The sequence below is a fragment of the Aromatoleum toluclasticum ATCC 700605 genome, assembly GCF_000378245.1.
GTDB lineage: Bacteria > Pseudomonadota > Gammaproteobacteria > Burkholderiales > Rhodocyclaceae > Aromatoleum > Aromatoleum toluclasticum.
This window is the reverse complement of the sequence record NZ_KB899491.1, coordinates 359,126-384,821: the sequence shown is the minus strand read 5'-3', so window position 1 is coordinate 384,821 and position 25,696 is coordinate 359,126. Positions and strand designations below refer to the sequence as shown.

The window sequence follows — 25,696 nt, the reverse complement described above, 5'->3', positions numbered from 1 at the left end:
GGCCTAATGAGACTCCTGTGAAGGGGCGCCATTGTGCACCGCCGCAAGCCCGTTCGCCACCCGCTCCATCCGCATGAAACGGGAGCCCTTCACCAGCACCACCGTGTTCGCATCGAGTCGCGGCGCCAGCGCAGCCAGCAGAGCCTCGGCGGTGGCGAATTTCTGCCCGCCTTCGCCGAAGTTGTGCGCTGCAACCGCGCTCATTTCACCCAGGGCGTAGAGCTCATCCACGCCCTTGCTCTTGGCGTAGCCTCCGACCTCGTCGTGCAGTTGCGCGCTGGTCGTGCCGACTTCGCCCATGTCGCCCAGCACCAGTACGGTATGCCCGGCCGTCGAGGCCAGAACGTCGATCGCCGCGCGTACCGAGTCGGGATTCGCGTTGTAGGTGTCGTCGATGACCAGCGCTCCGTTCAGACCCGCACGCCGCTGCAGGCGGCCCGGCGCCCCGCTGAAGCCGGAAAGCCCCTCGACGACCGCAGCCTGCGATGCACCGGCGGCAAGGCAGGCCGCAGCGGCACCCGCCGCGTTGCGCACGTTGTGCTCGCCCGGCACCGGCAGGTCGAACTCGACGCTGCCCGCCGAGGTGGTCAGCGTGAGGCGGGCGCCGAGCCCGTGAAAATCGGCCTTCGCGTTCACATCCGCCGCGTGACTGGCGGAGAAAGTCACTACGGGGCGTCCGCGGTTCAGCTCCCGCCACAGCGCGCAATGGGGATCATCGGCATTCACCACGGCAATGCCCTTGTCGCCCAGGCCGCCATAGATGGCACCCTTCTCCTTCGCGATCCCGACCAGCGAACCCATGCCCTGCAGATGGGCACGCTGGGCGTTCGTGACGATCGCCACGGTCGGTCGGGCAAGGGCAGTCAGGTAGCCGATCTCGCCCGGGTGGTTCATGCCCATCTCGATCACCGCGGCACGGTGATGCTCACGCAACTCGAGCAAGGTCAGCGGCAGACCGATGTCGTTGTTGAGATTGCCGGCCGTCGCGAGCACGCAGTCCGCTGCATGGCCGTCATGCATGGCCTGGGCGCGCATGATCGCGGCGCACATCTCCTTGACCGTGGTCTTGCCGTTGCTGCCGGTCACGCCGATCAGCGGGATGTCGAAGCGGCTGCGCCAATGCGCCGCGAGGGCACCGAGCGCGATGCGGGTATCGCTCACGACCAGGCGCGCAAACTCGACGTCCTCATGTTCGCGCTGCCATGCTTCATCGACCAGCGCGGCAACGGCACCTGCCGCCGCGGCCTGCTCGACGAAGTCGTGGCCGTCGAAATGCTCGCCGCGCAGCGCGACGAACAGCTGGCCGGGCAGGATGCGCCGGCTGTCGGTGCCAACGCACGAGAAGGTCGCGTCGCCAAGCACGCGGAATCCGGCGAGTCGTCCCGCTTCCGCGAGGCTCAGCATGCGCCCGCCCCCCTGGCCAGGGTCCATTCGCGCAGGGCGATGTGCGCCTGCTCGACATCCGAAAAGGGCAGACGCACGCCCAGGATCTCCTGATAGGGCTCATGCCCCTTGCCGGCGAGCACGACGACATCGTTGGCACCGGCCTCGGCGACCGCGATGCGGATCGCCTGCGCCCGGTCGACCACCCGCTCGGCCTGCGAACCCGCACCCTGCATGATGGCATCGATGATCTTCGCCGGATCCTCGGAACGCGGATTGTCGCTGGTGACGATCACCCGATCTGCACGGTCCCGCGCGGCCTCGCCCATCAGCGGGCGCTTGCCCGGATCGCGGTCGCCGCCGCAACCGAACACGCACACGAGGCGCCCGCCACGCGTCGCGACGGTGGCGCGCACGGACTCGAGCACTTTCGCCAGCGCGTCCGGGGTATGCGCGTAATCGACGACGACCAGCGGCTCGGCAACACCGCCCACAAGCTGCATGCGCCCCTGCGGCGGCGTCAGATGCGCGATCGCATGCACGATCTCGTCCAGCGGCAAGCCGCGCGCGAGCAGCGCCCCGGCAACCGCGAGCAGGTTGGACACGTTGAACGGTGCCACCATAGGCACGTCCAGTTCGCGCCGTGCGCCTTCATGAGCCATGACGAAGCGCAAGCCCGATGCCGACATCCGGACATCCTGCGCGCACAGCAGGCGCACGCCCTGCACGGGCGTCGCCGCGACAGACTGGGTATAACCGATCACCGGCAGCCCTGAGCCGGCGAGACGACGCGCCTGCCCCAGGCCAAAGGCGTCGTCGACATTGATCACCGCGCAACCCAGGCCGGGCTGATCGAACAGCCGGGCTTTCGCGGCACCGTAGGCTTCCATCGTGCCGTGATAGTCGAGATGGTCGCGGCTCAGGTTCGTGAACACGGCGACATCGAAAGCGACGGCGTTGACGCGCTCCTGGTCGAGGCCGATCGACGACACTTCCATCGTCGCCGCGCTCCCGCCCGCAGACAGGAAGTCACCCAGCACGCGGTGAACTTCGAGCGCATCCGGCGTCGTGTTCAGCGTATCGGCGAGCTGCCCCGGAAAGCCGTTGCCCAGCGTTCCGATCACGCCGCATTTCTCGCCCAGGCGGGCAAGGGCGGCAGCCAGCCACTGGGTGACGGTGGTCTTCCCGTTGGTGCCGGTCACTCCGACGACCCACTGCCTGTCGGACGGGCAACCATGAATCAGGTGCGCGAAATAGCCCCCGAGGCTACGCAGTTCGGCGACCGGAATTGCCGGCACCGGCATCCCTTCCGCGCGGAATCCGCCGCGGTCGTCCCACAATACTGCGGCAGCGCCGCGTTCGACCGCGGCACCGATGAACTTGCGTCCATCCGAGCTCAACCCGGGCCACGCGGCAAACAGGTCGCCAGCCTGCACGCGGCGCGAGTCCGCCGTGATGCCGGTCGGCGCGACGCCGGCCTGGTGTAGGCGTTCGAGGATCGCGGATGCGAGTGCGAGGCTCACATGCGCTCCCGCACAGGCACAACCGCCCCCTGCTTCTGTGCGAGCTGCAGCGGCACCAACGGAGCGTCGGGCGCCACGCCGAGCGCGCGTAGCGCTCCTTCAGTAATCTGGGCAAACACGGGCGCCGCGACTGCGCCGCCGTAATACTGTCCCGCAGAGGGTTCGTCGATCATCACGGCAACGATAAGCCGCGGATCGGAGGCGGGAGCCAGTCCGACATAGGACGAAACATATTTGTTGGTGTAGTGCGCACCATCCAGCTTGATTGCCGTGCCGGTCTTGCCCGCGACGCGGTAGCCGGCGATCTGCGCCTGCGGCGCCGTGCCGCCCGGCCCGGACGCTAGTTCGAGCATCCCGCGCATGTCGCGCGCCGTCGCCGCCGAGAAAATATGCTTGCCGCCAACCGGTGGCGCATCGAGGCGCGTCAACGACAGGGGCACCAACTCGCCGTCGCGAGCGAACACAAGGTAAGCGTGCGCCATCTGGATAAGGCTCACGGAAATACCGTGGCCGTAGGACATCGTCGCCTGCTCGATCGGCTTCCACGTCTTCGCCGGACGCAGGCGCCCGCCCGCCTCGCCCGGGAAGCCGAGGTTGAGCGGCTTGCCGAAACCCAGGTCGTCGTAAAGGCGCCACATTTCGTCGGGCGAGAAGTTGAACGCAACCTTCACCGTGCCGATATTTGACGACTTCTGAATCACCTGTGCCACCGTCAATGCGCCGTGACGGTGCGAATCGGAAATCGTCGCACGGCCGATCGTCAATCGACCGGGAGACGTGTCGATGATGGTCCCGGGCTGCACCTTGCCGCGCTCGAGAGCCAGGCTCACGATGAACGGCTTCATGATCGAGCCCGGCTCATACACGTCGGTGAGCACACGGTTGCGCAGTTGTGCACCGCTGAGATTCGTGCGATTGTTCGGGTTGTAGGTGGGCGCATTGACCAGCGCCAGCACCTCGCCGGTGCGCGCATCGAGCACCACCGACGCACCGGCCTTCGCCTTGTGCGTCTGCATCGCCTGGCGCAGCGCCGAATAAGCGAGGTACTGGATCTTGGCGTCGATCGACAGCGCGAGATCCTGCCCGTCGCGCGGCGCACGGATGGCCTCGACGTCCTCGATGATCTGCCCGCGACGGTCGCGGATAACGCGCCGCGCGCCCGACTTGCCGGCAAGGATGCCGTCGAACGCGAGCTCGACGCCTTCCTGCCCCTTGTCATCGACACCGGTAAAACCCAGCACGTGAGCCATCACCTCGCCGCCGGGATAGTAGCGGCGGTATTCCTGCTGCTGATGGATGCCGGCGAGCTTGAGGTCGGCGATCTGCTGTGCAGTCTCGGGCGACAGCTGGCGTTTCAGGTAGACGAAATCGCGACCCGCGGCGAGACGGCGGTTGAGTTCCTGGACGTCCATTTCCAGCAGGCCCGCGAGCTTGCGCGCGTCCGGCGGAGTGAGATTCACGTCGGTGGGGATCGCCCAGATCGAACGCACCGGGGTGCTCACCGCCAGCATGTCGCCATGGCGGTCCGTGACGCGGCCGCGCGTCGCCGGCACCTCGAGCACCCGTGCGTAGCGCGACTCGCCCTTCGCCTGCAGGAACTCGTTATTGACCCCCTGCAGGTACATCGAACGTCCGATCAGCGCCAGCGAGCAGGCCATCAGAGCCAGCATCACGGCCCGCGGACGCCAGGTCGGCAGGCCGTGCCGCAGCAAGGGGTTGTGATTGAAGGTCACCGTCCGCTGTTTGCTCATTTGGCCCCCTCGATCGAAAAGACCTGCCCCGGCACCGGAGCACGCATCCCGATCCGCTCGCGGGCGATCTTCTCGACGCGCGCATGGGCAGCCCAGGTGCTCTGCTCGAGCTGCAACTGGTCCCACTCCACTTCGAGGCCGTGAGCGCGGGTCTGCTCGCGCTCGAGCTCCGAGAACAGCTTGCGCGCCTGGTGCTGCGACGCGACCACGCCCAGCGCGCTCGCCACCGCCACCGCGACGAGGAAGGCATCGGTGCGGATCACGCCTGCGCCTCCGTGCGCTCGGCCACGCGCATCACGGCGCTGCGGGCACGCGGATTGGCCGCAACCTCGGCCTCGCTCGGGCGGGCGGCCTTGCCGACCAGCGCCAGACGCGGCTTGGGCAGGTCCGCGGCACGCACCGGCAACCGCGAGGGCAGCTGCGGCGGTCGCGACTCGTCACGCATGAAACGCTTGACGATACGATCCTCGAGCGAATGAAAGCTGATCACCGCGAGCCGCCCGCCCGGCTTCAGTCGCGCCACCGCATCCGGCAGGATCAGCGAAAGCTCTTCGAGCTCCTGATTGATGAAAATCCGTAGAGCCTGGAAACTGCGGGTCGCCGGGTGCTGCCCCGGCTCGCGTGTGCGGACCGCCTTTTCCACGATCTCGGCAAGCTGTCGAGTGGTTGCAACAGCCCCCCCTGTCCGAGCAGCTGCAATCGCCTTTGCAATCGCATAAGCAAACCGTTCTTCCCCATAATCCCTGAGTACCTCCGTGATTTGCGCGACAGACGCATCTGCCAGCCATTGCGCCACGGTCTGCCCGCGGCTCGTGTCCATACGCATGTCGAGCGGCGCATCGAAACGGAAACTCATGCCCCGCTCCGGCTCGTCGAGCTGCGGAGAGGACACGCCAAGATCGAGTAGCACGCCGTCAACCCGGCTGACGCCGAGGTCGTCGAGTTCCTCGGCAAACGAGCTGAAAGGCGCATGGACGAGGGTCAGACGGGAATCGGCGATCTCACGCCCGACCTCGATCGCCGACGGATCGCGATCGAAGGCGATGAGCCGCCCCTCCGGCCCCAGCGCCGCGAGAATCGCCCGGCTATGACCACCGCGACCGAAGGTGCCGTCCACATAGACACCGTCGGGCCGGATCGCCAACGCATCGACAGCTTCGGAAAGGAGCACGGTCACGTGCTTGGGCTGAAGGCTCACAGCGCTAGGCTCTCGAATCCTGCCGGCAGGGCGGCGCCGGAAAGCGCCAGCATCGCCTCCTGCTGCTTCTGCCAGCCGGCATCCGACCACAATTCGAAGTGGGTTCCCTGCCCGACCAGCCACACCTGCTTGTCCAGCCCGGCCCACTGACGCGACGACGGGGCGATCAGCACACGCCCCGCGCCATCGAGCTCTTCCTCCTGGGCAAAACCGATCAGCAGACGCTTGAGCGCGGCAGCGGCGGGATCGAGGCCGGGCATCGCCGCGACCTGCGCGCGGATCGGCTCCCAGACCGCTTGCGGATAGACCAGCAGACACTTGTGGGGATGGGCAGTGACGACCAGCGGCGCCCCGTCGGGAACGAGGGCGTCACGATGCCGCGCGGGGATCGCAACGCGACCCTTGGCATCGAGACTGAGCGCAGCGGCTCCCTGGAACATTCCACCCCCTGATTTTGCCCGCCGAGGCAGCATGCATATGCCACTTCGACCCACTTTTCACCACCAGACCCCACTTTAGAGTAAAGGAATTGGGGGGTCAAGCCGCGCGCAGGGAGTTTTCCGTTGCTACACAATGACTTATGAACGAGCGAAGCGCCGCCATAAACCCTGAAAAATCAAGGCAGATAGCGCAACTTCATGAGAAAAACGTAGAGACTCGAGCGCCGGACGGACCCGAAGTGGGGAAGTGTGGGAAAACGCACACTAAAGTGGCGAAAAACAGCTCGGCGGGAGAAGGGAAGTTCGCCGATAAGCCGGGTTCTGTCGAACGGCCGCGACCTGGGTCGCGACCGCCGGGCAGTCATTCCTCTGGGGGCCATGTTGCCATGGCGCTCTAGCAGCCTACCCGGGAGCAGCGCGAGCCACGCCATTGCTCCCCTATTTGGCCTTGCCCCGGATGGGGTTTGCCGTGCCAGTCCTGTCGCCAGTCCTGCGGTGGGCTCTTACCCCACCATTTCACCCTTACCTGAGCCTGCGAACAGGCCATCGGCGGTTTGCTTTCTGTTGCACTTTCCGTCGCCTCACGGCGCCCGGCCGTTAGCCGGCATCCTGCTCTGCGGGGCCCGGACTTTCCTCCACGCACACAAGGTACGCAGCGACTGCCTGGCGAACTTCCCGCTGCGGATTATACGCGACGCGCGCTCACTTGCCCGCGGGAATGAAGGTCGCAACGCCGTCCTTGAAGCGGAAGGTCCCGAGCGCAGCGCCCGGAGCCGAACCCGCGGCATTGTCCCAGTCCTGCACCTGGCACTTGTCGGTCCCGACGAGGTACCAGCGACTGCCCTGGCGGAGCGCCCACAGGCGGTCCCCCGCCTCGAACACCTCCATCGGTGTCAGTTCGGTACCGTCCGGATGAATCGGAATCCGCCTCTGGCAATGCGGCAGACGCGACGCGATGAGCGCCTGATTGACCGTGCTCTGCCAGAAGTACGGCTTCTCGCGCACCAGAATCAGAGCGTGCTGGCTCCCCTCGATCATGAAGGCGGTCGCACTGTTCTCGCACGCGGCAAGCATGGGCAACATCGCCAGCGCAGCAATCGCTTTCGTCCGGGCACTCGGCATATGGACTCCCGATCAGAGCAGACGCCAGGCGATGGTCTCGCCGGCACGCAGGGGCACCAGCGGATCGCCGGCAAGATAATCGTAGGCGGCCGGAACCTCCCACACCTGCTTCACCAGCGTGATACGCGCGGAATTGGGCTGCAAACCATAGAACGCCGGACCATTGAGGCTCGCGAACGCCTCGAGTCGGTCGAGCGCCCCAGCCTGTTCGAAGACCTCGGCATACAACTCGATCCCTGCGTGCGCGGTGTAACAGCCTGCACAGCCGCAGCCGGCCTCTTTCGTCGAGCGCGCATGCGGCGCCGAGTCGGTGCCGAGGAAGAACTTCGCACTACCGGAGGTCGCCGCCTCGACCAGCGCGCGCCTGTGGGTCTCGCGCTTGAGCACGGGCAGGCAGTAATGATGCGGCCGAATGCCGCCGGCGAAGATCGCGTTGCGGTTGAGCAGCAGGTGGTGGGCGGTGATCGTCGCACCGACGTTGTCGCCCGCCGCATTCACGAACTGGGCGGCATCGGCGGTCGTGATGTGCTCGAACACGACGCGCAGTCCGGGAAATCTCTGTGTCAGCGGAGCGAGCACACGGTCGATGAACACCTGCTCGCGGTCGAAGACATCGACGTCGCCTTGCGTCACCTCACCATGCACGCAGAGCACCATCCCGACGCGCTCCATCCGCTCCAGCACCGGATAGACCTTCTCGATCGCGGTCACGCCCGCATCCGAATTGGTCGTCGCGCCTGCCGGATAGAGTTTCACCGCCACCACCGCGCCGCTCGCGCTGGCACGGTCGATTTCGTCCGGCGCCATGTTGTCGGTGAGGTAGAGACTCATCAGCGGCTCGAACTCGACGCCGGCCGGAACCGCCGCGCGGATACGGTCGCGGTATTCGAGGGCCTGTGCCGTGGTGGTCACGGGCGGCCGCAGGTTGGGCATGATGAGCGCGCGGCCGAAGCGCTGCGCAGTGTGCGGCACGACAGTCGCGAGCGCCGCGCCGTCGCGCACGTGCAGGTGCCAGTCGTCGGGGCGGATAAGGGAAATGGTGTGCATGGGGCTCCGGGATCGGGATGCGGGCGCCTTCGATTGCGCCAACGACTTGCGCCAATTATATATGCGGGCTCAACTGCCCTTCAGCTCCAGCGCGCGCGCATACAGCTGCTTGCGCGGCGCGCCGGTGATGTCCGCGGCAAGCCGCGCGGCTGTCTTTAGCGGTAGTTCCTCCAGCAGCAGCGCCAGGGTGCGTTCGGCATCCGCACCGAGCCCCTCGGCAGCGGGCGCACCGGCAACGATCAGCACGAACTCACCGCGGCAACGGTTCGCATCGGCCGCCAGCCACGCCGGCGCCTCACCCAACGGCATGCGGGCGATCTGCTCATAGATCTTCGTGATTTCGCGCGCGATCACGATGTCGCGCGACGGCTCCAGCACGGCCGCGAGATCGTCGACGCATTCGGCGATGCGATGAGGCGATTCGTAGAAAACCAGCGGCACCTCCTGCGCACGCAACTCCTCGATCCGGGCACGCCGCGCGGCCTGCCTGGCCGGCAGGAAGCCGACGAAGCGAAAACCGTCGTCGACAAAACCGGATGCGGACAGCGCCGCGATGGCCGCACACGGACCGGGAACGGGCACCACCGGGAAGCCCGCCTCGCGTACGCGCGCGACGGCCCGCGCACCGGGGTCCGAGATAGCCGGCGTGCCGGCGTCGCTGATCAGCGCGACGTGCTGTCCCCCTTCCAGCATCCGGATCACTTGCCCGACGGCGGCCTGCTCGTTGTGCTCATGCAGCGGAAAGAGCCGCGTGTGGACGTCCAGCGCGTCGAGCAGGCGCTGACTGTGACGCGTATCCTCGGCGGCGATCGCGCCGACCTCTGCCAGCACGCCCCGCGCACGCATGCTGACGTCCTGAAGGTTCCCGAGCGGCGTCGCCACCACATACAATGACGGCGTACTTGAAAGCGGAGACGGGCTGGTCGACATGGACACCGGAAAAAGCAGCAGAAGGGAAGGCATTGTCAGGCGGCCGACGCCTCCCGCGCAAGGGCGCGGCAAGGCAGCCGAGGAGCTCGCCGGACGGTTCCTCGCGCGCAAGGGCCTGACGGTGATCGCACGCAACGTGCACTGCCGCGGCGGCGAAGTCGATCTCATCTGCCTCGACCGCGGCACGGCGGTGTTCGTCGAGGTCCGCCTGCGCAGCAATCCCGGCTTCGGCGGCGCGGCGGCGAGCATCACCGCGACGAAGCGCCGGCGCATCGTGCTCGCGGCCCGCTGGTGGCTCGCGGGCGACGGCCGCCGCTACGCGCAAAACCCCTGCCGCTTCGACGCGGTCCTGATGAGCGCACTCGACGAAAGCAGCATCGAGTGGCTGCGCGGCGCCTTCGACGCGGGCGCGTGGTAAGCGTCTGTAAGGAGGGCCCCACAACCGAACAGCCCACGGCACACTAGCGCCGCAAAGCGGCCGCGACAGGGCCGGTGGCCGCCTCATGCTAGACTTTTGTCCCCGACAGAAGTGACCCGAGCCTCTCATGGACCTGATTCACCGCATCTCCCGACAATTCGAAGACAGCGCCCGCACCAAGCTCGATTCGCTGGAAGCGCTGGCCGCCCCGATCGCGGGAGCCGTGGAGATCATGACCGGCAGCCTGCTCAACAACGGCAAGATTCTCGCCTGCGGCAACGGCGGCTCGGCGGCCGATGCGCAACATTTCGCCGCCGAACTGGTCAACCGTTTCGAGATGGAGCGACCGCCCCTCGCGGCGGTGGCGCTGACGACAGACACCTCCACGCTGACCTCGATCGCCAACGATTACGACTACAACCAGGTATTCTCCAAGCAGGTACGCGCACTCGGGCAACCGGGCGACGTCCTGCTCGCAATCTCGACCAGCGGCAACTCTCCCAACGTCATCGCCGCAATCGAAGCCGCCCACGAACGCGAGATGCGCGTCATCGCGCTGACCGGCAAGGGCGGGGGCAGGATGGGGGAAATGCTCGGCGACGGCGACATCCACCTGTGCGTCCCCGCCGATCGCACGGCACGCATTCAGGAAGTGCATCTGCTCGTCCTGCACTGCCTGTGCGACGGCATCGATTGTCTGTTACTCGGAGTTGAAGACTAATGAACAACAAGACCCTCCAAGCCAGCCGGCGCACCCTGCTTCTCGGCCTGGCCGCAGCGGCGACGCTGCCGCTGTTGCAGGGCTGCTTCCCGCTCGTCGCGGGCGGAGTCGGAGCGGGCGCGGCCCTGGTCGCCGACCGCCGCACCTCGGGCGCCTACGTCGAGGACGAAGGCATCGAATGGCGCACCTCGAGCGCACTGCGCGATCGTCTCGGCGACGCGGTGCATATCAACGTGACGTCCTTCAACCGCAACGTGCTACTCACCGGAGAAGCCCCCTCCGAGGCGCATCGCGCCGAAGCCGAGCGCGTCGCCAGCGGGATCGCCAACGTCAAGGGTATCGTCAATGAGATCCAGGTCGCCGGCACGTCGTCGATGACCTCGCGCGGCAACGACTCGCTTCTCACATCGAAGGTGAAAGCCCGCTTCGTCGATTCAGCGCAGTTCAGCGCGAATCACGTCAAGGTTGTGACCGAAGCCGGCACCGTGTTCCTGCTCGGCATCGTGACGCGCCGCGAGGCAGACGCAGCCACCGAGGTGGCGCGCCGCACGGATGGCGTACGCAAGGTCGTGAAGGTGTTCGAATACATCACCGACCAGCAGGCCCGCCAGCTCGAAGGCAAGAAGGACTGAAGTCAGGCCCGGGCGCTTGCGGGACGCCGATCCCGCAAGCGCCGCACATCACCGTGCCTGCAGCGCGGCGAGCAGCTTGTCGTGCACGCCGCCGAAACCACCGTTGCTCATGACCAGCACGTGATCGCCGGAGCGCGCCTCGGCGACGACCGCAGCGACCAGCTCTTCCAGCGAATCGAAGGCGCCGGCCCGCCCGCCCAGTGGCGCCAGCGCTTCGCCTGCATCCCAGCCCAAGCCGTTCGCGTAGCAGAAGACGCGATCGGCCAGCGCCAGGCTTTCCGGCAGCCGACTCTTCATTACCCCTAGCTTCATTGTGTTCGAGCGCGGCTCGAGCACCGCGAGGATGCGCCCCTGCGATTCACGTTTGCGCAGCCCTTCGACCGTCAGTGCAATCGCCGTCGGATGGTGGGCGAAATCGTCATAGACGGTAATCCCGCCCACACTCCCGCGCACCTCCATGCGACGCTTGATCCCCTGGAAACGCGCAAGGCTCGCGATGGCCTGCGTCGGCGTCACGCCGACATGGCGGGCCGCAGCGATGGCCGCCAGCGCATTGCCGCGGTTGTGGCTCCCGGACATCGGCATCGCGATACGCCCGACCTCCTCCCCGCGCAGCCTGAACACGGCCTCGCCCTCATCCGCACCCGGCTCGGCCGACCACTGCGACGCATCGCCGAACCACTCCAGCTCGGACCAGCAGCCGCGCGCCAGCACGCGCTTCAGGCTCTCTTCGGCAGCATTGGCGACGATACGGCCAGATGTCGGAATCGTGCGCACGAGATGATGGAACTGCGTCTCGATCGCCGCGAGGTCCGCAAAGATGTCGGCGTGGTCGAATTCGAGATTGTTGAGGATCGCCGTGCGCGGACGGTAATGCACGAACTTCGAGCGCTTGTCGCAGAACGCGGTGTCGTACTCGTCCGCTTCGATGACGAAGAAGGGCGAATCGGTGAGGCGCGCCGACACGCCGAAGTTGCCCGGCACGCCGCCGACGAGGAAGCCGGGATTCAGCCCTGCGTCCTCCAGCATCCACGCGAGCATGGAGGTTGTCGTCGTCTTGCCGTGCGTGCCCGCGACGGCCAACACCCAGCGCCCCTGGAGGACGTGCTCGGCGAGCCATTGAGGACCGGACACGTAGGGGAGCCCGCGCTCGAGGATGGCCTCCAGCAGCGGATTGCCGCGCGAGATGGCATTGCCGATGACGAACACGTCGGGCGCAAGGTCGATCTGCGACGCATCGTAGCCTTCCGTCAGGCCGATGCCCTGCGCTTCGAGCTGGACGCTCATCGGCGGATAGACGTTCGCGTCGCAACCGGTCACCTTGTGACCGGCCGAACGCGCGAGCAGCGCCACGCCACCCATGAAGGTGCCGCAGATTCCAAGGATGTGGATGTGCATCGAAACTCCGGGACTGACGGACCGCTGCAATGTGCCTGAAACCGGTCCGTGTAGAATGGTGCGCATTCTACACGGACCCTCAGCCGGACTCGCGACCATGACATTCCGCGTGCCTCCATCCCGCTCCGCGACCCTGAGGCGTGAAATCGCCGCCGCGGCGGCCCGCATGATGGCCGAAGACGGCATCTCCGATTTCGGCTTCGCCAAGCGCAAGGCCGCACGGCAACTCGGTGCATCCGACACCGATTCCCTGCCCAACAACGCCGAGATCGAAGCCGAGCTGCGCGCCTGGCAGGCGCTCTACCAGGACGAGGAACAGGCCGAACGCCTGCTCGAGATGCGCCGCGCCGCCGTCGGCGTGATGCGCCTGCTCGACGAATTCCGCCCCTACCTCACCGGCGGCGCGCTCGACGGCACCGCGGGCCGCTACACCGAGGTCGATATCGAGCTGTTCCCGGAAAGCGCCAAGGAAGTCGAGATCTTCTTCCTCAACCAGGACATCGCCTACGAACACCGCGAACCGCGCCGCCCCGCGCCGCACGCGCCGGAAGCCATCCTGAGCTTCGACTGGGAGCAGGTTCCGATCCGCCTGTCGATCTATCCGGCCGACTCCGAACGCTCCAACCGGCGACACGCCGAAAGGGCGCGCCTGCCGGCGGTCGAGGCCCTGCTGGCCGCCGGTGGCAGCGAGACCGCAGCCGAACCCGTGCGCTGAACCGGTCACGACATGAAGCCACTCGTCCGCAACACCTTGATCCTCGCCGTCGCCGCAGTGGCAGGGTTCGCCGGTTATCTCACCCGGCACGCGGCTTCGCCCTCCCGTCCTGCGCCGCCACAGGTTGCGCGCGACGCCGGCGCTCCGATACTGGCCCTCGAGCTGCCCGACAGCAACGGCCAGCCGCAGGCACTCGCGCAGTGGCGCGGCAAGGTGCTGGTCGTCAACTTCTGGGCGACGTGGTGTCCGCCCTGCCTGCGCGAGATCCCCGAATTCGCCGCCGTCAGCCGGCGCTTCGCCGATGCGCCGGTGCAATTCGTCGGCATCGGCATCGACCAGCCGGACAACGTGCGCAGATTCTCCGAGGAAAACAAGGTTCCCTACCCGCTACTGATCGCCCCGCTGCAGACGCTGGCCGTGACGAGCGCACTCGGAAACACCTCCCAGGCCCTCCCATTCACCGCGATCTTCGATCGGCAGGGCGAACTGGACTTCGTGAAGCTGGGCACCTTGAATGAAGCGGAACTTGAGGGCAAAATTCGCGCACTCCTCGCTTCGCGCTGACGCCGTCGAACCGTCTCCACTGGACAAAGTGCTGCGATTTGCGGCAAACTTGCTGTCATGACGCGCTCAAAACGCAGCAAAACCACCGAGGCTCCACCGCCTCCGCAGACCCGAATCCTGGTTCTACACGGCCCCAACCTGAACCTCCTCGGCACTCGCGAACCCGATGTCTACGGCCGCACCACGCTGGCTGACATCCATTCGGCAATGGACGCCCGCGCCCGTGCAGCCGGCGTCGTCGTCGAGTCCTTCCAGAGCAATCACGAAGGACAACTCATCGACCGCATCCAGGCTGCAGCCGTGGAAGCAGTCGACTACATCATCATCAACCCGGCCGGATACAGCCACACGAGCGTCGCCCTGCGCGACGCGCTGGCCGCGGTGGCGATTCCCTACGTGGAAGTGCACCTGTCCAACATCCACGCCCGGGAACCGTTCCGGCATCACTCCTATTTTTCCGATCACGCCATCGGCGTGATCTGCGGACTGGGCGCATACGGCTACATGGCCGCACTCGAATTCGCCCTCACGCAACTGCGGAAAAGCTAAACACAAAACCCCTCTGGCGGCGCCCCGGATGCGCCGCATTGTCCGGAGAACAACAGCATGGATCTGCGCAAGCTGAAGAAGTTGATCGACCTCGTCCAGGAATCGGGCATTTCCGAACTGGAGGTCACCGAGGGCGAAGAGAAAGTACGCATCGCCAAGCACATCGCAGCCCCCACGGCCCCCGCCTACCTGGCGGCCGCGCCGATGGCCGCTCCCGCGGCAGCCCCCGCCACCAATGTCGTCGTGGCGCCCGCTGCCGATGCGCTGCCCGACGGCAACGTCGTCAAGTCGCCGATGGTCGGCACCTTCTACCGTGCGACCGCGCCGGGCGCGAAGCCGCTGGCCGACGTCGGCCAGAGCGTCGCCGTCGGCGACCGCCTGTGCATCATCGAGGCGATGAAGCTCATGAACGAGATCGAGTCGGAGTTTACCGGCACGATCAAGGCGATCCTGGTCGAAAACGGCCAACCGGTCGAGTACGGCCAGCCGCTGTTCGTCATCGCCTGACCGGCACGCCATGTTCGAAAAGATCCTGATCGCGAACCGCGGAGAGATTGCCCTGAGGGTGCTGCGCGCCTGCCGCGAGCTCGGCATCCGCACCGTCGCCGTGCATTCGGTCGCGGACACCGAAGCCAAGTACGTGAAGCTCGCCGACGAGTCGGTGTGCATCGGGCCGGCCGCCTCGGCGCTGAGCTATCTCAACGTTCCGGCCATCATCTCGGCGGCGGAAGTCACCGACGCCGAGGCAATTCACCCCGGCTACGGCTTCCTGTCGGAAAACGCCGACTTCGCCGAACGCGTCGAGCAGTCGGGCTTCGCGTTCATCGGCCCGCGCGCCGAAACGATCCGCCTGATGGGCGACAAGGTCAGCGCGAAGGACGCGATGAAGGCCGCGGGCGTACCCTGCGTGCCAGGCTCCGACGGCGCCCTGCCGGAAGATCCCAAGGAGATCGTCAAGATCGCGCGTACGGTCGGCTATCCGGTGATCATCAAGGCCGCCGGCGGCGGCGGCGGCCGCGGCATGCGCGTGGTCCACACGGAAGCCGCGCTGCTCAACGCCGTCGCAACGACCCGCGCCGAAGCGCAGGCCGCATTCGGCAACCCGGTCGTCTACATGGAGAAGTTCCTCGAGCACCCGCGCCACGTGGAGATCCAGGTTCTGGCCGACGAACACGGCAACGCGGTATATCTGGGCGAACGCGACTGCTCGATGCAGCGCCGCCATCAGAAGGTCATCGAGGAAGCGCCCGCCCCCGGCATCGACCGCAAGGCGATCGCCAAGGTCGGCGAACGCTGCGCGGAGGCCTGCCGCAAGATCGGTTACCGCGGCGCCGGCACCTTCGAATTCCTGTTCGAAAACGGCGAGTTCTACTTCATCGAAATGAACACGCGCGTGCAGGTCGAACACCCGGTCACCGAGCTGATCACCGGCATCGACATCGTGCAGGCGCAGATCCGCATCGCGGCGAACGAAAAGCTGTGGTTCAACCAGAAGGACATCACCTTCCGCGGCCACTCGATCGAATGCCGCATCAACGCCGAAGATCCGTTCAAATTCACGCCCTGCCCCGGCAAAATAACCAACTGGCACACGCCGGGCGGGCCGGGCATCCGTGTCGATTCGCACGTCTACAACGGCTACACGATCCCGCCGCACTACGACTCGATGATCGGCAAGCTGATCGCCTACGGCGACACGCGCGAGCAGGCGATCCGCCGCATGCGCATCGCGCTGTCGGAGATGGTCGTCGAGGGCATCAAGACGAACGTGCCGCTGCACCAGGAGCTCATGCTCGACGCACGCTTCATCGAAGGCGGCACCAGCATCCACTACCTGGAGCACAAGCTGGCCGACCGCAACGAAGTCAAGAAGAGCTGACGAGCCGGAGCCGCCGCTCATGTGGATTTCCGTGACCCTGCAGGCCGAGGCGCAGAAGGCCGAGGCGCTGTCGGACGCGCTGATGGAGGCGGGAGCGCTCTCCATCAGCATCGAAGACGCTGACGCCGGCACCGATGCGGAGAAGCCGCAGTTCGGCGAGCCGGGCCATCACCCGGTGGGCCTGTGGGACCACAGCCGCGTGATCGCACTGTTCGACGCCAATGCCGACCTCGCGGTCGCTCTGGCGCAGGCTGCCGCCGACGCCGGCTTCGACGCGGTACCCCCCTTCACGCTGGAAGATGTCGCGGAACAGAACTGGGTGCAGCTCACGCAAAGCCAGTTCGACCCGATCCGCATCACCGACCGGATGTGGATCGTCCCGTCCTGGCACACCGCCCCCGATCCGGCTGCGATCAACATCGAACTCGATCCCGGCATGGCCTTCGGCACGGGCTCGCATCCCACCACGCGCCTGTGCCTCGAATGGCTGTGTGAAGCCGTCACGCCCGGCGCCGGCGTACTCGATTACGGCTGCGGCTCGGGCATCCTCGGCATCGCCGCGGCAAAACTGGGCGCCGCCGACGTACTGGGCGTCGACATCGACGACAAGGCACTCGAGGCCGCGCACGACAATGCGCAGCGCAACGGCGTGACGATGCGCCTGCAACATTCGCGCGCAGCGCTCGACGTGCAGTTCGACGTCGTCGTTGCAAACATCCTCACCAACCCGCTGTGCGTGCTCGCGCCCCTGCTGGCCGCGCGCGTGGCGCCCGGCGGACGGATCGCGCTGTCGGGCGTGCTCGACACCCAGACCGATCAGGTCATCGCTGCCTACGCCCCCTTCATCGCACTGCGCGTCGGCGCGACCCACGAGGGCTGGGCGCGACTGGAAGGCACCCGGCCCGCCACCGGGGCCGGCAAGGACTGATGCTCGCCCGTTGCCCGGCCTGCCACACGGTATTCCGGGTGCGGAGCGAACAGTTGCGCACACACCACGGCCAGGTGCGCTGCGGCAGCTGCCTGGTACCATTCGACGCGCTGAAAAACCTGATCGAGGAGCCCCTCCCTCCGGAAGCCCCGCGAACGCCCGAAACGGCACCGGACCGCTCCGATCGCTTCTTCGTGCTCGAAGACAAGGCGGCGGACGCGTTCTCGGACCAGCTCGACTTCGAATTGCCCGACGCGCTCGTCCCGCAGCGCGCGGCGCAACGCGAGGCAGAGGACGCGCGCCAGGAACCCGCGGAACACCCCCCTCCGCCGCCGCTTCCGCCCGATTCGGCAAAAGATGAACGCCGCGCGGCAGCCGTGCCATCTGCGCCCCCGGAGAACCTGAACCCCGTCATCGACGCACCGCGGACACCGGGCGGCACAGACGGGTCGCTGCGCGAACCTGCGCACCCAGGCGAAGAAAAGATTGACAACGCCGCACGCCGCAAAGGCGTCCGGTCGTGGCGGGATATCGATTATCGCGAGGAACCGGAGCCGGCCGAGGAAGCGGCTCCTGACACCTTGATGCCGAGCTTTGCATCACCGGACAGGATCGAACCTGGCATCCCGACGCTGCCAGACCCCGAAGAAGATTTCCCTGCCGAAGAATCCAGGCCCGCGCCCGCCGAACCGCCGACGGACACCGAGGACGACTTCGCCGACTACGCCCCGCCGGCGCGCGCCCCTGCCCGCCGCGCCCTCACCGGCCTCGCCATCGGCCTGCTGGGCGGGATGCTCGCGGTGCAGTTGCTCTATCTATTCCGCGCCGACTTCGCACGGGAATGGCCGTCCTTGAGGCCTGTACTGGTAAAGGCGTGCCACGCCCTGGGCTGTACCGTCGAACTGCCACACATCGCCAGCTTGATCAGCGTGGAATCCTCGGACTTGCAGTCCGAGCCCGGCAAGGCGGCCCACTTCGTCCTGAACGCAGCGATCCGCAACCGCGCGCCCCATCCGCTGGCTTGGCCGCACCTCGAACTGACCCTGACGGACGCGCGGGATCGCCCTCTCGTCAGGCGAGTGCTCACGCCGCAGGAATGGTTTCCGGGCGCGGATCTCGAACAGGGATTCGCCGCCGGACGCGACATTGCCGTCACCCTGCCCTTTGCGGCCGACGGACTGGGTGCGACCGGATACCGGATCTACGCCTTCTACCCCTGACCCACACGCGACGCCCCCATGACCCAGCCGCCCCGCGAGCATCACGAAAGCCCCTTCAAGGGCAAGACCGGACTCACCCGCCTGTTCAACGCGCTGCGCTACTCGTTCGACGGCTTGAGCGCAGCCTTCCGGCACGAGGACGCCTTCCGCCAGGAGTGCATCCTCGCCGTGATCCTCATCCCGCTCGCGCTGTTCATGCCCGTCACGGGCACGGGCAAGGCCCTGCTCATCGGCAGCGTGCTGTTCGTGATGATCGTGGAACTGATCAATTCGGCGATAGAGGCGACCGTCGATCGGGTTTCCCTCGAACGCCACCTGCTCGCCAAGCGGGCGAAGGACATCGGCAGCGCCGCCGTCCTTCTAGCGCTCGTCAATCTTGCCTGCGTGTGGGGACTGGTCCTGCTCGGCTAATCCTTCGGGAGCACGCTCAGCGCGTCACGCGGGTAGTCGATCCGTCGCGCACGACGCGGACCGAATCGCCGGAACGGAAATCCTCGCCCTTGTCGTCCTGGACGACCGCCATGAGCTGATTGTTCTCGAACCGGACCGTGACCTCGACGCCCTGGGAGCGCGTTGCGCCCTCCTCGATCGCCGAACCGGCAAGGCCGCCTGCGACCGCACCGATCACCGTCGCGATCGCGGCACCGCGTCCTTCGCCGATGCCACTGCCCGCAATGCCGCCGACCGCCGCACCCCCTAGCGCGCCGATCGGGGTCTTGGTTCCCTCGAGCTTCACGTAGCGAACTGATTCGACCACACCGTACTGCACCGTCATTGCCCGGCGCGCTTCGCCGCGCGAATAGGTCTCGCCGCCCAGACCCGTCGCGCAACCACCCAGCCCAAACCCAAGCACCGCCACGGCAAATGCCGCAGCAAGGGCACGCTGCCTCATATCCATCACCATAATGCCTCTCCAAATGCCTTCGTATAACGCGCCCCAATCTCCGCGCGGTCCGGCGCGTGATTCTGCCCCCCGCGGCTCGCGATCTTGATCGATCCCATCAGGGACGCCAAGCGCCCGGTCCGGGTCCAATCGTAACCTTCTGCAATTCCGTACAGCAGCCCCGCCCGGTAGGCATCACCACATCCGGTCGGATCGACCACCTCATCGGCCTGCACGCAGGGAATCTCGATGCATGCCCCGCCGGCGTAAATGCGCGAGCCCTCGGGCCCGAGCGTCACGATCAGCGCCTCGACCTTGCCCGCCAGCTCGTCGAGCGAACACCCGGTCCGCTCGCACAACAGGCGCGCTTCGTAATCATTGACCGTGCAATAGCTCGCCTGGTTCAGGCAATGGAGCAACTCCTCGCCCGAGAACAGCGGCATCCCCTGGCCCGGATCGAACACGAAGGGAATGTCCGCATCGGCGAACTGCGCGACATGGGTCAACATACCCTCGCGACCGTCCGGCGACACGATGCCGAGCTTCACGCCGTTCGTATCCTGCACCCGGTTGAGGTGCGAATGGTTCATCGCCCCGGGGTGGAAGGCCGTGATCTGGTTGTCGTCGAGATCGGTGGTGATGAAGGCCTGCGCGGTGAAGCTTTCGGGTACGTGCCTGACGTGATCCTGGCGCAGCCCGAGGCGCTGCAGGCGCTGGCGATAGGGCTCGGCGTCGTCGCCCACCGTCGCCATGATCAGCGGATCGGCGCCCAGCAGTTTCAGGTTGTAAGCGATGTTCCCGGCGCACCCGCCGAACTCGCGCCTCATGTCGGGCACGAGGAAGGACACGTTCAGGATGTGGATCTGATCAGGGAGAATGTGGCGCTTGAAACGATCGTGGAACACCATGATCGTATCGTAGGCCATGGAGCCGCAAACGAGGATGGACATTCAGGAATCCGGGTGGATAAATCCCGCCATTATAGGGCGCCGCGCCAAATATCCGCGGCGCAGCGCCGGTCGTCTCCTGTGGGAGCGGCTTCAGCCGCGAATGGGCCACTCAGCGAGCGATGCCGCCGATTCGCGGCTGAAGCCGCTCCCACACCCCCACACCACCGCTCCGCCCCTCACATCGCCGCACGCAGCTTCGCCGCCATCTCCTCGAGCGCCTCGCGCGGCGGGTTCTTCGCCGGCCACGCCAGCGCCATCCCGTCACCCTCCCAGCGCGGCAGCACGTGGATATGGAAATGAAACACGGTCTGCGCACCGGCCTTCTCGTTCGCCTGGAAGAGCGTCACCCCCTCGCAGCCGACGGCCGCCTTCACTGCACGCGCCATGCGCGCGGCGGTGCGGAACACCGCCCCGGCCAGTTCGTCATCGAGTTCGTAGATGTTCGCGCGGTGCGGCTTCACGACCACCAGCACGTGTCCGGGATTCACCGACTGCAGATCCATGAACACGATCGTCGACTCGTCCTCGAACACCTTCGACGCCGGCAGCTCACCCTTCACGATGCGGCAGAACACACAATTTTCCATCAACTCCCCCAAAGCGTATCGAACTCGATTTCGTCACCCCATCGTAACGCCCTCGTCATGGCGCCGCAACGCAGCATTTCGACAATGCGTGACACACGCCTGAACGAGGAATTGCCCCATGCTCCAGAAACAAGCACAGATCGCCGAACGGCGCGGACGCAGCCTGCACGTGGGGCTGGCCACCTGCGAAACGGAAATTCTCGAAGCGCAGAAACTGCGCTACCGCGTCTTCGCCGACGAAATGGGCGCCCGCCTGCCGAGCCGCACCCCGGGCGTCGATCGTGACATCTACGACCCCTACTGCGAACACCTGATCGTGCGTGACGAGTCTGCCGGGCGCATCGTCGGCACCTACCGCATCCTCTCTCCGGCAGCAGCGCGCAAGGTCGGCGGCTACTACTCGGAGAACGAATTCGACCTCACCCGCCTGCAGCACCTGCGCAGCCGCATCGTCGAAATCGGCCGCTCCTGCATCGACGCCGACTACCGCAGCGGCGCGGTCATCGCCCTCCTGTGGGGCGGCCTCGCCCGCTACATGCAGGAGAACGGCTACGATCACCTGATCGGCTGCGCCTCCATCAGCATGGCCGACGGCGGACACACCGCAGCAAGCCTGTACAATCGGCTCAAGGACGAACACGCCTCGCCGCTTGAATACCGCGTGTTCCCGCGCTGTCCGCTGCCGCTCGAACACCTGCGCTCCGACCTGCCGGGCGATGCGCCGCCGCTGATCAAGGGATACCTGCGTGCCGGCGCGTGGATCTGCGGCGAACCTGCATGGGACCCCGACTTCAACACCGCCGACCTGCCCATCCTGATGCCGATGACCAAGGTGGACGGCCGTTACGCCAAACACTTCATGGGACGCAAAGACTGAATTCCGCAGCCCCCATCCCAGCCGCCCGGCCGACGACCGGACGCCTCGTCCGGTCCTGGCGCTACCTGCGGCTCGCCCTGCACATCGCCCGGGGCTTGTTGACGGTCCTGACGGTCTATCCCCTGACCGGGCAGTCCACACACCTCAGCCTGTGCCGACGCTGGTCGCAACGCCTGCTCGCGATCCTCGGCGTCGAACTGCAAACGAAAGGTACGGCGGTGGAGCCCGGCTGCATGCTCGTCGCCAACCACATCTCGTGGCTCGACATCTTCGTCATCAACGCAATCGCGCCATCCGCCTTCGTCTCGAAAGCCGAGGTACGCGCCTGGCCGCTCATCGGCTGGTTCGCAGCGAAGAACGAAACCGTGTTCCTGCGGCGCGGCAGCCGCGGACACGCGAAGATCATCAACGCGGAGATCGGCGCCCTGCTCGACGCAGGACGCAACGTCGCGCTGTTTCCCGAAGGCACGACCACCGACGGCAGCCACGTCCTGCACTTCCACGCTGCACTGCTGCAGCCGGCGATCGAATCGGGCCACGCGATCCAGCCGATTGCGATCTCGTACCACCACCCGGACGGTTCTCCGTCCCGCGCCGCCGCCTACGACGGCGATCTCACGCTGGGTCAGTGCATCGCGAACATCATCGCCACGCAAGGACTCATCGCCAGCCTGCACGTGGGAAGGCCGCTCGACAGCCGGGGCATCCACCGTCGCGATCTCGCCCACACCGCGCGCGAGGCAATCATGGGGGCCACCGGCATCGATGAAGGGAAGCCCGAACAGGAAGGGGCTGACGAAGGCTCAGGGCGCGACCTGCCTGCCACCGTCGATTGACCCGTACCTGCGTCACGACATTGGGCAGCCGTAATTGCCCGCGGCCTAGGCCTGCACCTGAAACACCGCATCGTCCTCTAGCCGCACGGCGGTAAGCTTCCCGCCCCACACGCAGCCCGAATCGAGCGCGATGAGGCCGGGCGTGCGATAAAAGCCCAGTGCCGACCAGTGGCCGCAGACGATGGTATGCGAACGGCTCAGCCTGCCGGGCACCAGGAACCACGGCATCGTCCCGATCGGAGCCTTCATCGGCGGTCCCTTCGCCTGCAATGCCATACTGCCGTCGGCCGTGCAGAAACGCATCCGCGTCAGCGCATTCACGATCACCCGATAGCGATCCCAGTCCACGAGTTCGTCTGACCAAGTTTCTGGCTCGTTGCCGCCCAGGTGCAGCAACAGATCGTTCGCCGCGGGCCCCGCAAGCACCTCGCCCACCTCGGCCGCGAGCTGCTGCGCCCGCGCAATCGTCCAGCCGGGGAGCACGCCCGCATGCACCATCGCGAACCCGCCCTCGACGTGCAACAACGGGCGGCTCGCCACCCACGCCAGGAGATCGTCGCGATCCGGCGCTTCCAGCACCTGGAACAAGGTGTCGTCGTCATCGAGCCGCTTGTGGCCCGCACCGACCATCAGCAGGTAAAGATCGTGATTGCCGAGCACGACCGTGGCCGCATCGCCCAGTCCGCGCAGGAAGCGCAGCGTCTGCACCGACTCCGGCCCGCGGTTCACCATGTCGCCGACCACCCACAGGCGATCGACAGCAGGGTCGAACGCAATCCGCTCCAGCAAGCGCTGCAGCACCGAGTAACAACCCTGAATATCACCTACCGCGTAAATCGCCATCGAGAATCAGGCGCCTCGCCGACGTCGCGAACACGAAGCACCAGCCCAAGAACAAAACGCTGTAATTCTATCTTGCGAAAGCAGTTCCCTCGAAGCGACGCAGGTACAACACGCTCCCGCGCTCTCCAGCGCTGCAACACACGTAGGTTCGCGCACTATTGGCCTTCTGATTGACCGGCGCGTACCGTTGTTCCTGGTAGCACGAATTCGTCGGGCGGGAGGAGCGCAGCGTATCCCGCCAGTCCCGGGTCGGAAGCGGCCCAAGGGCCGCATGGCGGGAGATGCCTTCGGCTCCTCCCGCCCTACATGGGTTCGTCCGATTGCCCTGCGGCCACGCGCAACTCGCGTTCAGAGCGCTTCTGCAGGATGCCTAGCGGCGCGCGCGCACCGAGTTCTGCTCACGCGACTCGACCACACGCAAAGCTGGCCGCCCCCCCATCGGGACATACTCCGGCACCCAGCGCAACAACGCGCGGCGCACCTCGTCATCGCCGAGGCAGTCCTTCTGCGCAAACCATCCAGCCAACTCGGCAAGGAGCGATGACGCTGCCGGCACGGAGCGCGCAATCCGCAGCTTCGGATGCGGGGTTTCGCGTGTCTCCTCGCTGTCGGCCAGGAGTTCCTCATAGAGCTTTTCGCCTGGACGCAGCCCCGTGAACTCGATCCGGATCTCTTCCTCGGAATACCCCGACAGCCGGATCATGTTGCGCGCAAGATCGACGATTTTCACCGGATCGCCCATGTCCATGACGAAGATCTCGCCACCCTGCCCCATCGCCGCCGCCTGAAGGACCAGCTGTGCCGCCTCGGGGATGGACATGAAGTACCGATTGATCTCCGGATGGGTGACCGTAATCGGCCCACCCCGCGCAATCTGCTCCTGGAATTTCGGAATCACGCTGCCGGTGCTCCCGAGCACGTTGCCGAAACGCACCATTTCGAACTGCGTGCCCTGGACCCGCTGCTGCAAAGCCTGACAGACGAGTTCAGCCAGACGCTTGCTTGCTCCCATCACGTTGGTGGGGTTCACCGCCTTGTCGGTCGAGATCAGGATGAAGCGCCCCGCGCCATGACGCTGCGCCGCCTCACCTACGCGCAAGGTCCCCAGCACGTTGTTCCGCACCGCCTGCCATGCATTGGCCACCTCCATCAGCGGCACGTGCTTGTAGGCGGCGGCATGAAACACGACCTCGGGGCGCCACGCAGCAAACACCTCGTCGAGACGCGCAACATCCTTGACGTCGCCCGCGAGGGGCACAATCTCGATTCCCTGAGCATTATTCGCGAACCACTGCTCGACGTTGTACAGCGCGAACTCGTTCAGTTCGTACAGCACCACGCGACGCGGAGCGAATCGCGCCAACTGCCGGCAAAGTTCACTACCGATGGACCCACCGGCCCCGGTGACCAGGACGACCTTGTCCTTGAGCATCGCCTCGACGTGCGGCGTGTCGATCCACACAGGCTCACGCCCCAGCAGATCCTCGATATCGACGCGACGGATGGCGGACACCGCAACGCGCCCGGCCATCACATCTTCGAGCCCGGGAACCGTAAAAACCTTCGCTCCGGCGCGCACCGCGAGATCCGTCGCCGCACGCCGGACCTTCGTCGCAGCCGACGGCATGGCCAGGATCACGTGCTCGACGCGTTCAGCCACAAGTATCTCGGATAGCGCACCGACCGGCCCGAACACCGGCAAACCGAGGAGCTCCCGCCCCCACTTGTCCGCGTCGTCATCTACCAGCCCGATCACCCGCCAATCCGGGCTACGCTGAAGTTCGCGCAACAACATGGCTCCACCACGCCCTGCGCCGACCACGACCACCGGTTTGCCCTTCGCGATCAGGCCGCCATACAGCCGATGCTCCTTCCACATGCGGTAAGCCGCCCGCCCCCCCGCCATGATCAGGACGAGCAGCATCGGATAGAGAACCAGGGTCGAACGCGGCACCCCCGGCGAGGCCCGATACAGCGCCACAAACGCCCACACCGCGAGGGACGAAATTGCAACCGCGCGCAGCACGCGCGCCAGGTCGGGCAGGCTGGCGAACACCCAGATGCCACGGTACAGACCGACCCGCGTGCATACGGTCGCGTGAACCGGCAGCAGAACAAGCAGGCCCAAGGCTATCTGGGCCTCATATTCCGCCGGCCACTCGAAGTTGAACCGCAGGAAGTACGTTGACACCCACGCCGCACACGCGGCAAGCAGGTCAAACAGCAGGACGAGGGCGGAACGGCTCAAGCGCTTCATTCTGAACGGCTCCTCCTGACGAAGTTGGGGTATGCAGCAATGCCG

Annotated in this window: 28 protein-coding genes and 1 other RNA gene; 13 read left to right on the top strand and 16 right to left on the bottom strand. The window is 66.3% G+C overall.

The annotated features are described in order from the left end of the window. Nucleotides 1-3: 3 nt before the first annotated feature. The 10 genes from F464_RS0101820 to rsmI all read right to left on the bottom strand — a co-directional run bounded on the left by F464_RS0101820 (nucleotide 4) and on the right by rsmI (nucleotide 9,394). Nucleotides 4-1,404 (bottom strand): UDP-N-acetylmuramoyl-tripeptide--D-alanyl-D-alanine ligase, encoded by a 1,401-nt coding sequence (locus F464_RS0101820; protein WP_026295660.1) that lies wholly within the window; start codon nucleotides 1,402-1,404, stop codon nucleotides 4-6. Further along, nucleotides 1,398-2,906 carry a UDP-N-acetylmuramoyl-L-alanyl-D-glutamate--2,6-diaminopimelate ligase gene (locus F464_RS0101815; protein ID WP_018988061.1) on the bottom strand — a complete coding sequence of 503 codons (1,509 nt, stop codon included), beginning with the start codon at nucleotides 2,904-2,906 and terminating at the stop codon, nucleotides 1,398-1,400. The genes F464_RS0101820 and F464_RS0101815 overlap by 7 nt, the downstream gene beginning before the upstream one ends. After that, nucleotides 2,903-4,657: a peptidoglycan D,D-transpeptidase FtsI family protein gene (locus tag F464_RS0101810; protein ID WP_018988060.1), complete on the bottom strand. Its 1,755-nt coding sequence runs from the start codon at nucleotides 4,655-4,657 to the stop codon at nucleotides 2,903-2,905. The genes F464_RS0101815 and F464_RS0101810 overlap by 4 nt, the downstream gene beginning before the upstream one ends. Beyond that, nucleotides 4,654-4,920: a cell division protein FtsL gene (gene ftsL, locus F464_RS0101805; protein ID WP_018988059.1), complete on the bottom strand. Its 267-nt coding sequence runs from the start codon at nucleotides 4,918-4,920 to the stop codon at nucleotides 4,654-4,656. Before ftsL ends, F464_RS0101810 begins: the two co-directional genes overlap by 4 nt. Beyond that, the gene (gene rsmH, locus F464_RS0101800; protein ID WP_018988058.1) at nucleotides 4,917-5,855 is read right to left on the bottom strand and encodes a 16S rRNA (cytosine(1402)-N(4))-methyltransferase RsmH; all 939 of its coding nucleotides are present in this window, start codon (nucleotides 5,853-5,855) and stop codon (nucleotides 4,917-4,919) included. The genes ftsL and rsmH overlap by 4 nt, the downstream gene beginning before the upstream one ends. Beyond that, nucleotides 5,852-6,295 carry a division/cell wall cluster transcriptional repressor MraZ gene (gene mraZ / locus F464_RS0101795; protein WP_018988057.1) on the bottom strand — a complete coding sequence of 148 codons (444 nt, stop codon included), beginning with the start codon at nucleotides 6,293-6,295 and terminating at the stop codon, nucleotides 5,852-5,854. Before mraZ ends, rsmH begins: the two co-directional genes overlap by 4 nt. 294 nt (nucleotides 6,296-6,589) lie before the next feature. Next, nucleotides 6,590-6,970, bottom strand: an RNA gene (gene rnpB, locus F464_RS29800) — RNase P RNA component class A. A 27-nt stretch (nucleotides 6,971-6,997) separates the two neighbouring features. Further along, complete coding sequence (locus tag F464_RS0101790) at nucleotides 6,998-7,417, bottom strand: hypothetical protein (RefSeq protein ID WP_018988056.1); 420 nt, start codon at nucleotides 7,415-7,417, stop codon at nucleotides 6,998-7,000. Nucleotides 7,418-7,429: 12 nt separating this feature from the next. Continuing rightward, the gene (pyrC, locus tag F464_RS0101785; protein WP_018988055.1) at nucleotides 7,430-8,464 is read right to left on the bottom strand and encodes a dihydroorotase; all 1,035 of its coding nucleotides are present in this window, start codon (nucleotides 8,462-8,464) and stop codon (nucleotides 7,430-7,432) included. Nucleotides 8,465-8,533: 69 nt separating this feature from the next. Beyond that, entirely contained in the window at nucleotides 8,534-9,394 is an 861-nt protein-coding gene (gene rsmI, locus F464_RS0101780) for a 16S rRNA (cytidine(1402)-2'-O)-methyltransferase (protein ID WP_084600402.1), read from the bottom strand. Here rsmI and F464_RS0101775 point away from each other — a divergent pair. From F464_RS0101775 to F464_RS0101765, 3 genes are all read left to right on the top strand, one after another. Continuing rightward, the gene (locus F464_RS0101775; protein WP_018988053.1) at nucleotides 9,393-9,812 is read left to right on the top strand and encodes a YraN family protein; all 420 of its coding nucleotides are present in this window, start codon (nucleotides 9,393-9,395) and stop codon (nucleotides 9,810-9,812) included. The two genes, rsmI and F464_RS0101775, sit on opposite strands and share 2 nt — an antisense overlap. A gap of 127 nt (nucleotides 9,813-9,939) precedes the next feature. Further along, complete coding sequence (locus tag F464_RS0101770; protein WP_018988052.1) at nucleotides 9,940-10,533, top strand: phosphoheptose isomerase; 594 nt, start codon at nucleotides 9,940-9,942, stop codon at nucleotides 10,531-10,533. Then, nucleotides 10,533-11,165, top strand: a complete 633-nt coding sequence (locus F464_RS0101765) for a BON domain-containing protein (protein WP_018988051.1) — start codon at nucleotides 10,533-10,535, stop codon at nucleotides 11,163-11,165. Before F464_RS0101770 ends, F464_RS0101765 begins: the two co-directional genes overlap by 1 nt. A 48-nt stretch (nucleotides 11,166-11,213) precedes the next feature. Here the strand turns inward: F464_RS0101765 and mpl are convergent, their stop codons facing one another. Next, a complete protein-coding gene (gene mpl / locus F464_RS0101760; protein ID WP_018988050.1) occupies nucleotides 11,214-12,563 on the bottom strand; it encodes a UDP-N-acetylmuramate:L-alanyl-gamma-D-glutamyl-meso-diaminopimelate ligase in 1,350 nt (449 codons plus the stop codon). Between the two features lie 166 nt (nucleotides 12,564-12,729). On the opposite strand from mpl, the gene F464_RS0101755 reads away from it, so the two are divergent. From F464_RS0101755 to F464_RS0101720, 8 genes are read left to right on the top strand one after another with little or no spacing between them, the layout of a single operon-like run. Beyond that, the gene (locus tag F464_RS0101755; RefSeq protein WP_018988049.1) at nucleotides 12,730-13,278 is read left to right on the top strand and encodes a hypothetical protein; all 549 of its coding nucleotides are present in this window, start codon (nucleotides 12,730-12,732) and stop codon (nucleotides 13,276-13,278) included. 12 nt (nucleotides 13,279-13,290) lie between these two features. Continuing rightward, entirely contained in the window at nucleotides 13,291-13,842 is a 552-nt protein-coding gene (locus F464_RS0101750; protein ID WP_018988048.1) for a TlpA family protein disulfide reductase, read from the top strand. A 57-nt stretch (nucleotides 13,843-13,899) separates the two neighbouring features. After that, nucleotides 13,900-14,391, top strand: a complete 492-nt coding sequence (gene aroQ, locus F464_RS0101745; protein ID WP_018988047.1) for a type II 3-dehydroquinate dehydratase — start codon at nucleotides 13,900-13,902, stop codon at nucleotides 14,389-14,391. A 57-nt stretch (nucleotides 14,392-14,448) separates the two neighbouring features. Further along, nucleotides 14,449-14,898, top strand: coding sequence for an acetyl-CoA carboxylase biotin carboxyl carrier protein (accB, locus tag F464_RS0101740; RefSeq protein ID WP_018988046.1), 450 nt, complete (start codon nucleotides 14,449-14,451; stop codon nucleotides 14,896-14,898). 10 nt (nucleotides 14,899-14,908) lie between these two features. Further along, entirely contained in the window at nucleotides 14,909-16,270 is a 1,362-nt protein-coding gene (accC, locus tag F464_RS0101735; RefSeq protein WP_018988045.1) for an acetyl-CoA carboxylase biotin carboxylase subunit, read from the top strand. 19 nt (nucleotides 16,271-16,289) lie between these two features. Beyond that, nucleotides 16,290-17,198, top strand: coding sequence for a 50S ribosomal protein L11 methyltransferase (prmA, locus tag F464_RS0101730; RefSeq protein ID WP_018988044.1), 909 nt, complete (start codon nucleotides 16,290-16,292; stop codon nucleotides 17,196-17,198). Further along, nucleotides 17,198-18,418 (top strand): zinc-ribbon and DUF3426 domain-containing protein, encoded by a 1,221-nt coding sequence (locus F464_RS0101725; protein WP_018988043.1) that lies wholly within the window; start codon nucleotides 17,198-17,200, stop codon nucleotides 18,416-18,418. The genes prmA and F464_RS0101725 overlap by 1 nt, the downstream gene beginning before the upstream one ends. An 18-nt stretch (nucleotides 18,419-18,436) precedes the next feature. Then, a complete protein-coding gene (locus tag F464_RS0101720) occupies nucleotides 18,437-18,829 on the top strand; it encodes a diacylglycerol kinase (protein WP_018988042.1) in 393 nt (130 codons plus the stop codon). Nucleotides 18,830-18,845: 16 nt separating this feature from the next. On the opposite strand, the gene F464_RS0101715 is transcribed toward F464_RS0101720, so the two are convergent. From F464_RS0101715 to F464_RS0101705, 3 genes are all read right to left on the bottom strand, one after another. Beyond that, entirely contained in the window at nucleotides 18,846-19,310 is a 465-nt protein-coding gene (locus tag F464_RS0101715; RefSeq protein ID WP_228217762.1) for an outer membrane lipoprotein, read from the bottom strand. Between the two features lie 5 nt (nucleotides 19,311-19,315). Beyond that, nucleotides 19,316-20,251: a carbohydrate kinase family protein gene (locus F464_RS0101710; protein WP_018988040.1), complete on the bottom strand. Its 936-nt coding sequence runs from the start codon at nucleotides 20,249-20,251 to the stop codon at nucleotides 19,316-19,318. Between the two features lie 176 nt (nucleotides 20,252-20,427). Further along, the gene (locus F464_RS0101705) at nucleotides 20,428-20,838 is read right to left on the bottom strand and encodes an HIT family protein (RefSeq protein ID WP_026295657.1); all 411 of its coding nucleotides are present in this window, start codon (nucleotides 20,836-20,838) and stop codon (nucleotides 20,428-20,430) included. Nucleotides 20,839-20,956: 118 nt separating this feature from the next. Here F464_RS0101705 and F464_RS0101700 point away from each other — a divergent pair, with 118 nt between their 5' ends. Next, complete coding sequence (locus F464_RS0101700; RefSeq protein WP_018988038.1) at nucleotides 20,957-21,715, top strand: GNAT family N-acetyltransferase; 759 nt, start codon at nucleotides 20,957-20,959, stop codon at nucleotides 21,713-21,715. A gap of 98 nt (nucleotides 21,716-21,813) precedes the next feature. Beyond that, nucleotides 21,814-22,551: a lysophospholipid acyltransferase family protein gene (locus F464_RS0101695; protein WP_232428811.1), complete on the top strand. Its 738-nt coding sequence runs from the start codon at nucleotides 21,814-21,816 to the stop codon at nucleotides 22,549-22,551. Between the two features lie 45 nt (nucleotides 22,552-22,596). On the opposite strand, the gene F464_RS0101690 is transcribed toward F464_RS0101695, so the two are convergent. Both F464_RS0101690 and F464_RS0101685 read right to left on the bottom strand, forming a co-directional pair. Further along, nucleotides 22,597-23,394: a symmetrical bis(5'-nucleosyl)-tetraphosphatase gene (locus F464_RS0101690; protein ID WP_026295656.1), complete on the bottom strand. Its 798-nt coding sequence runs from the start codon at nucleotides 23,392-23,394 to the stop codon at nucleotides 22,597-22,599. Between the two features lie 370 nt (nucleotides 23,395-23,764). Next, nucleotides 23,765-25,651, bottom strand: coding sequence for a polysaccharide biosynthesis protein (locus F464_RS0101685; RefSeq protein WP_018988035.1), 1,887 nt, complete (start codon nucleotides 25,649-25,651; stop codon nucleotides 23,765-23,767). Nucleotides 25,652-25,696 lie beyond the last annotated feature (45 nt).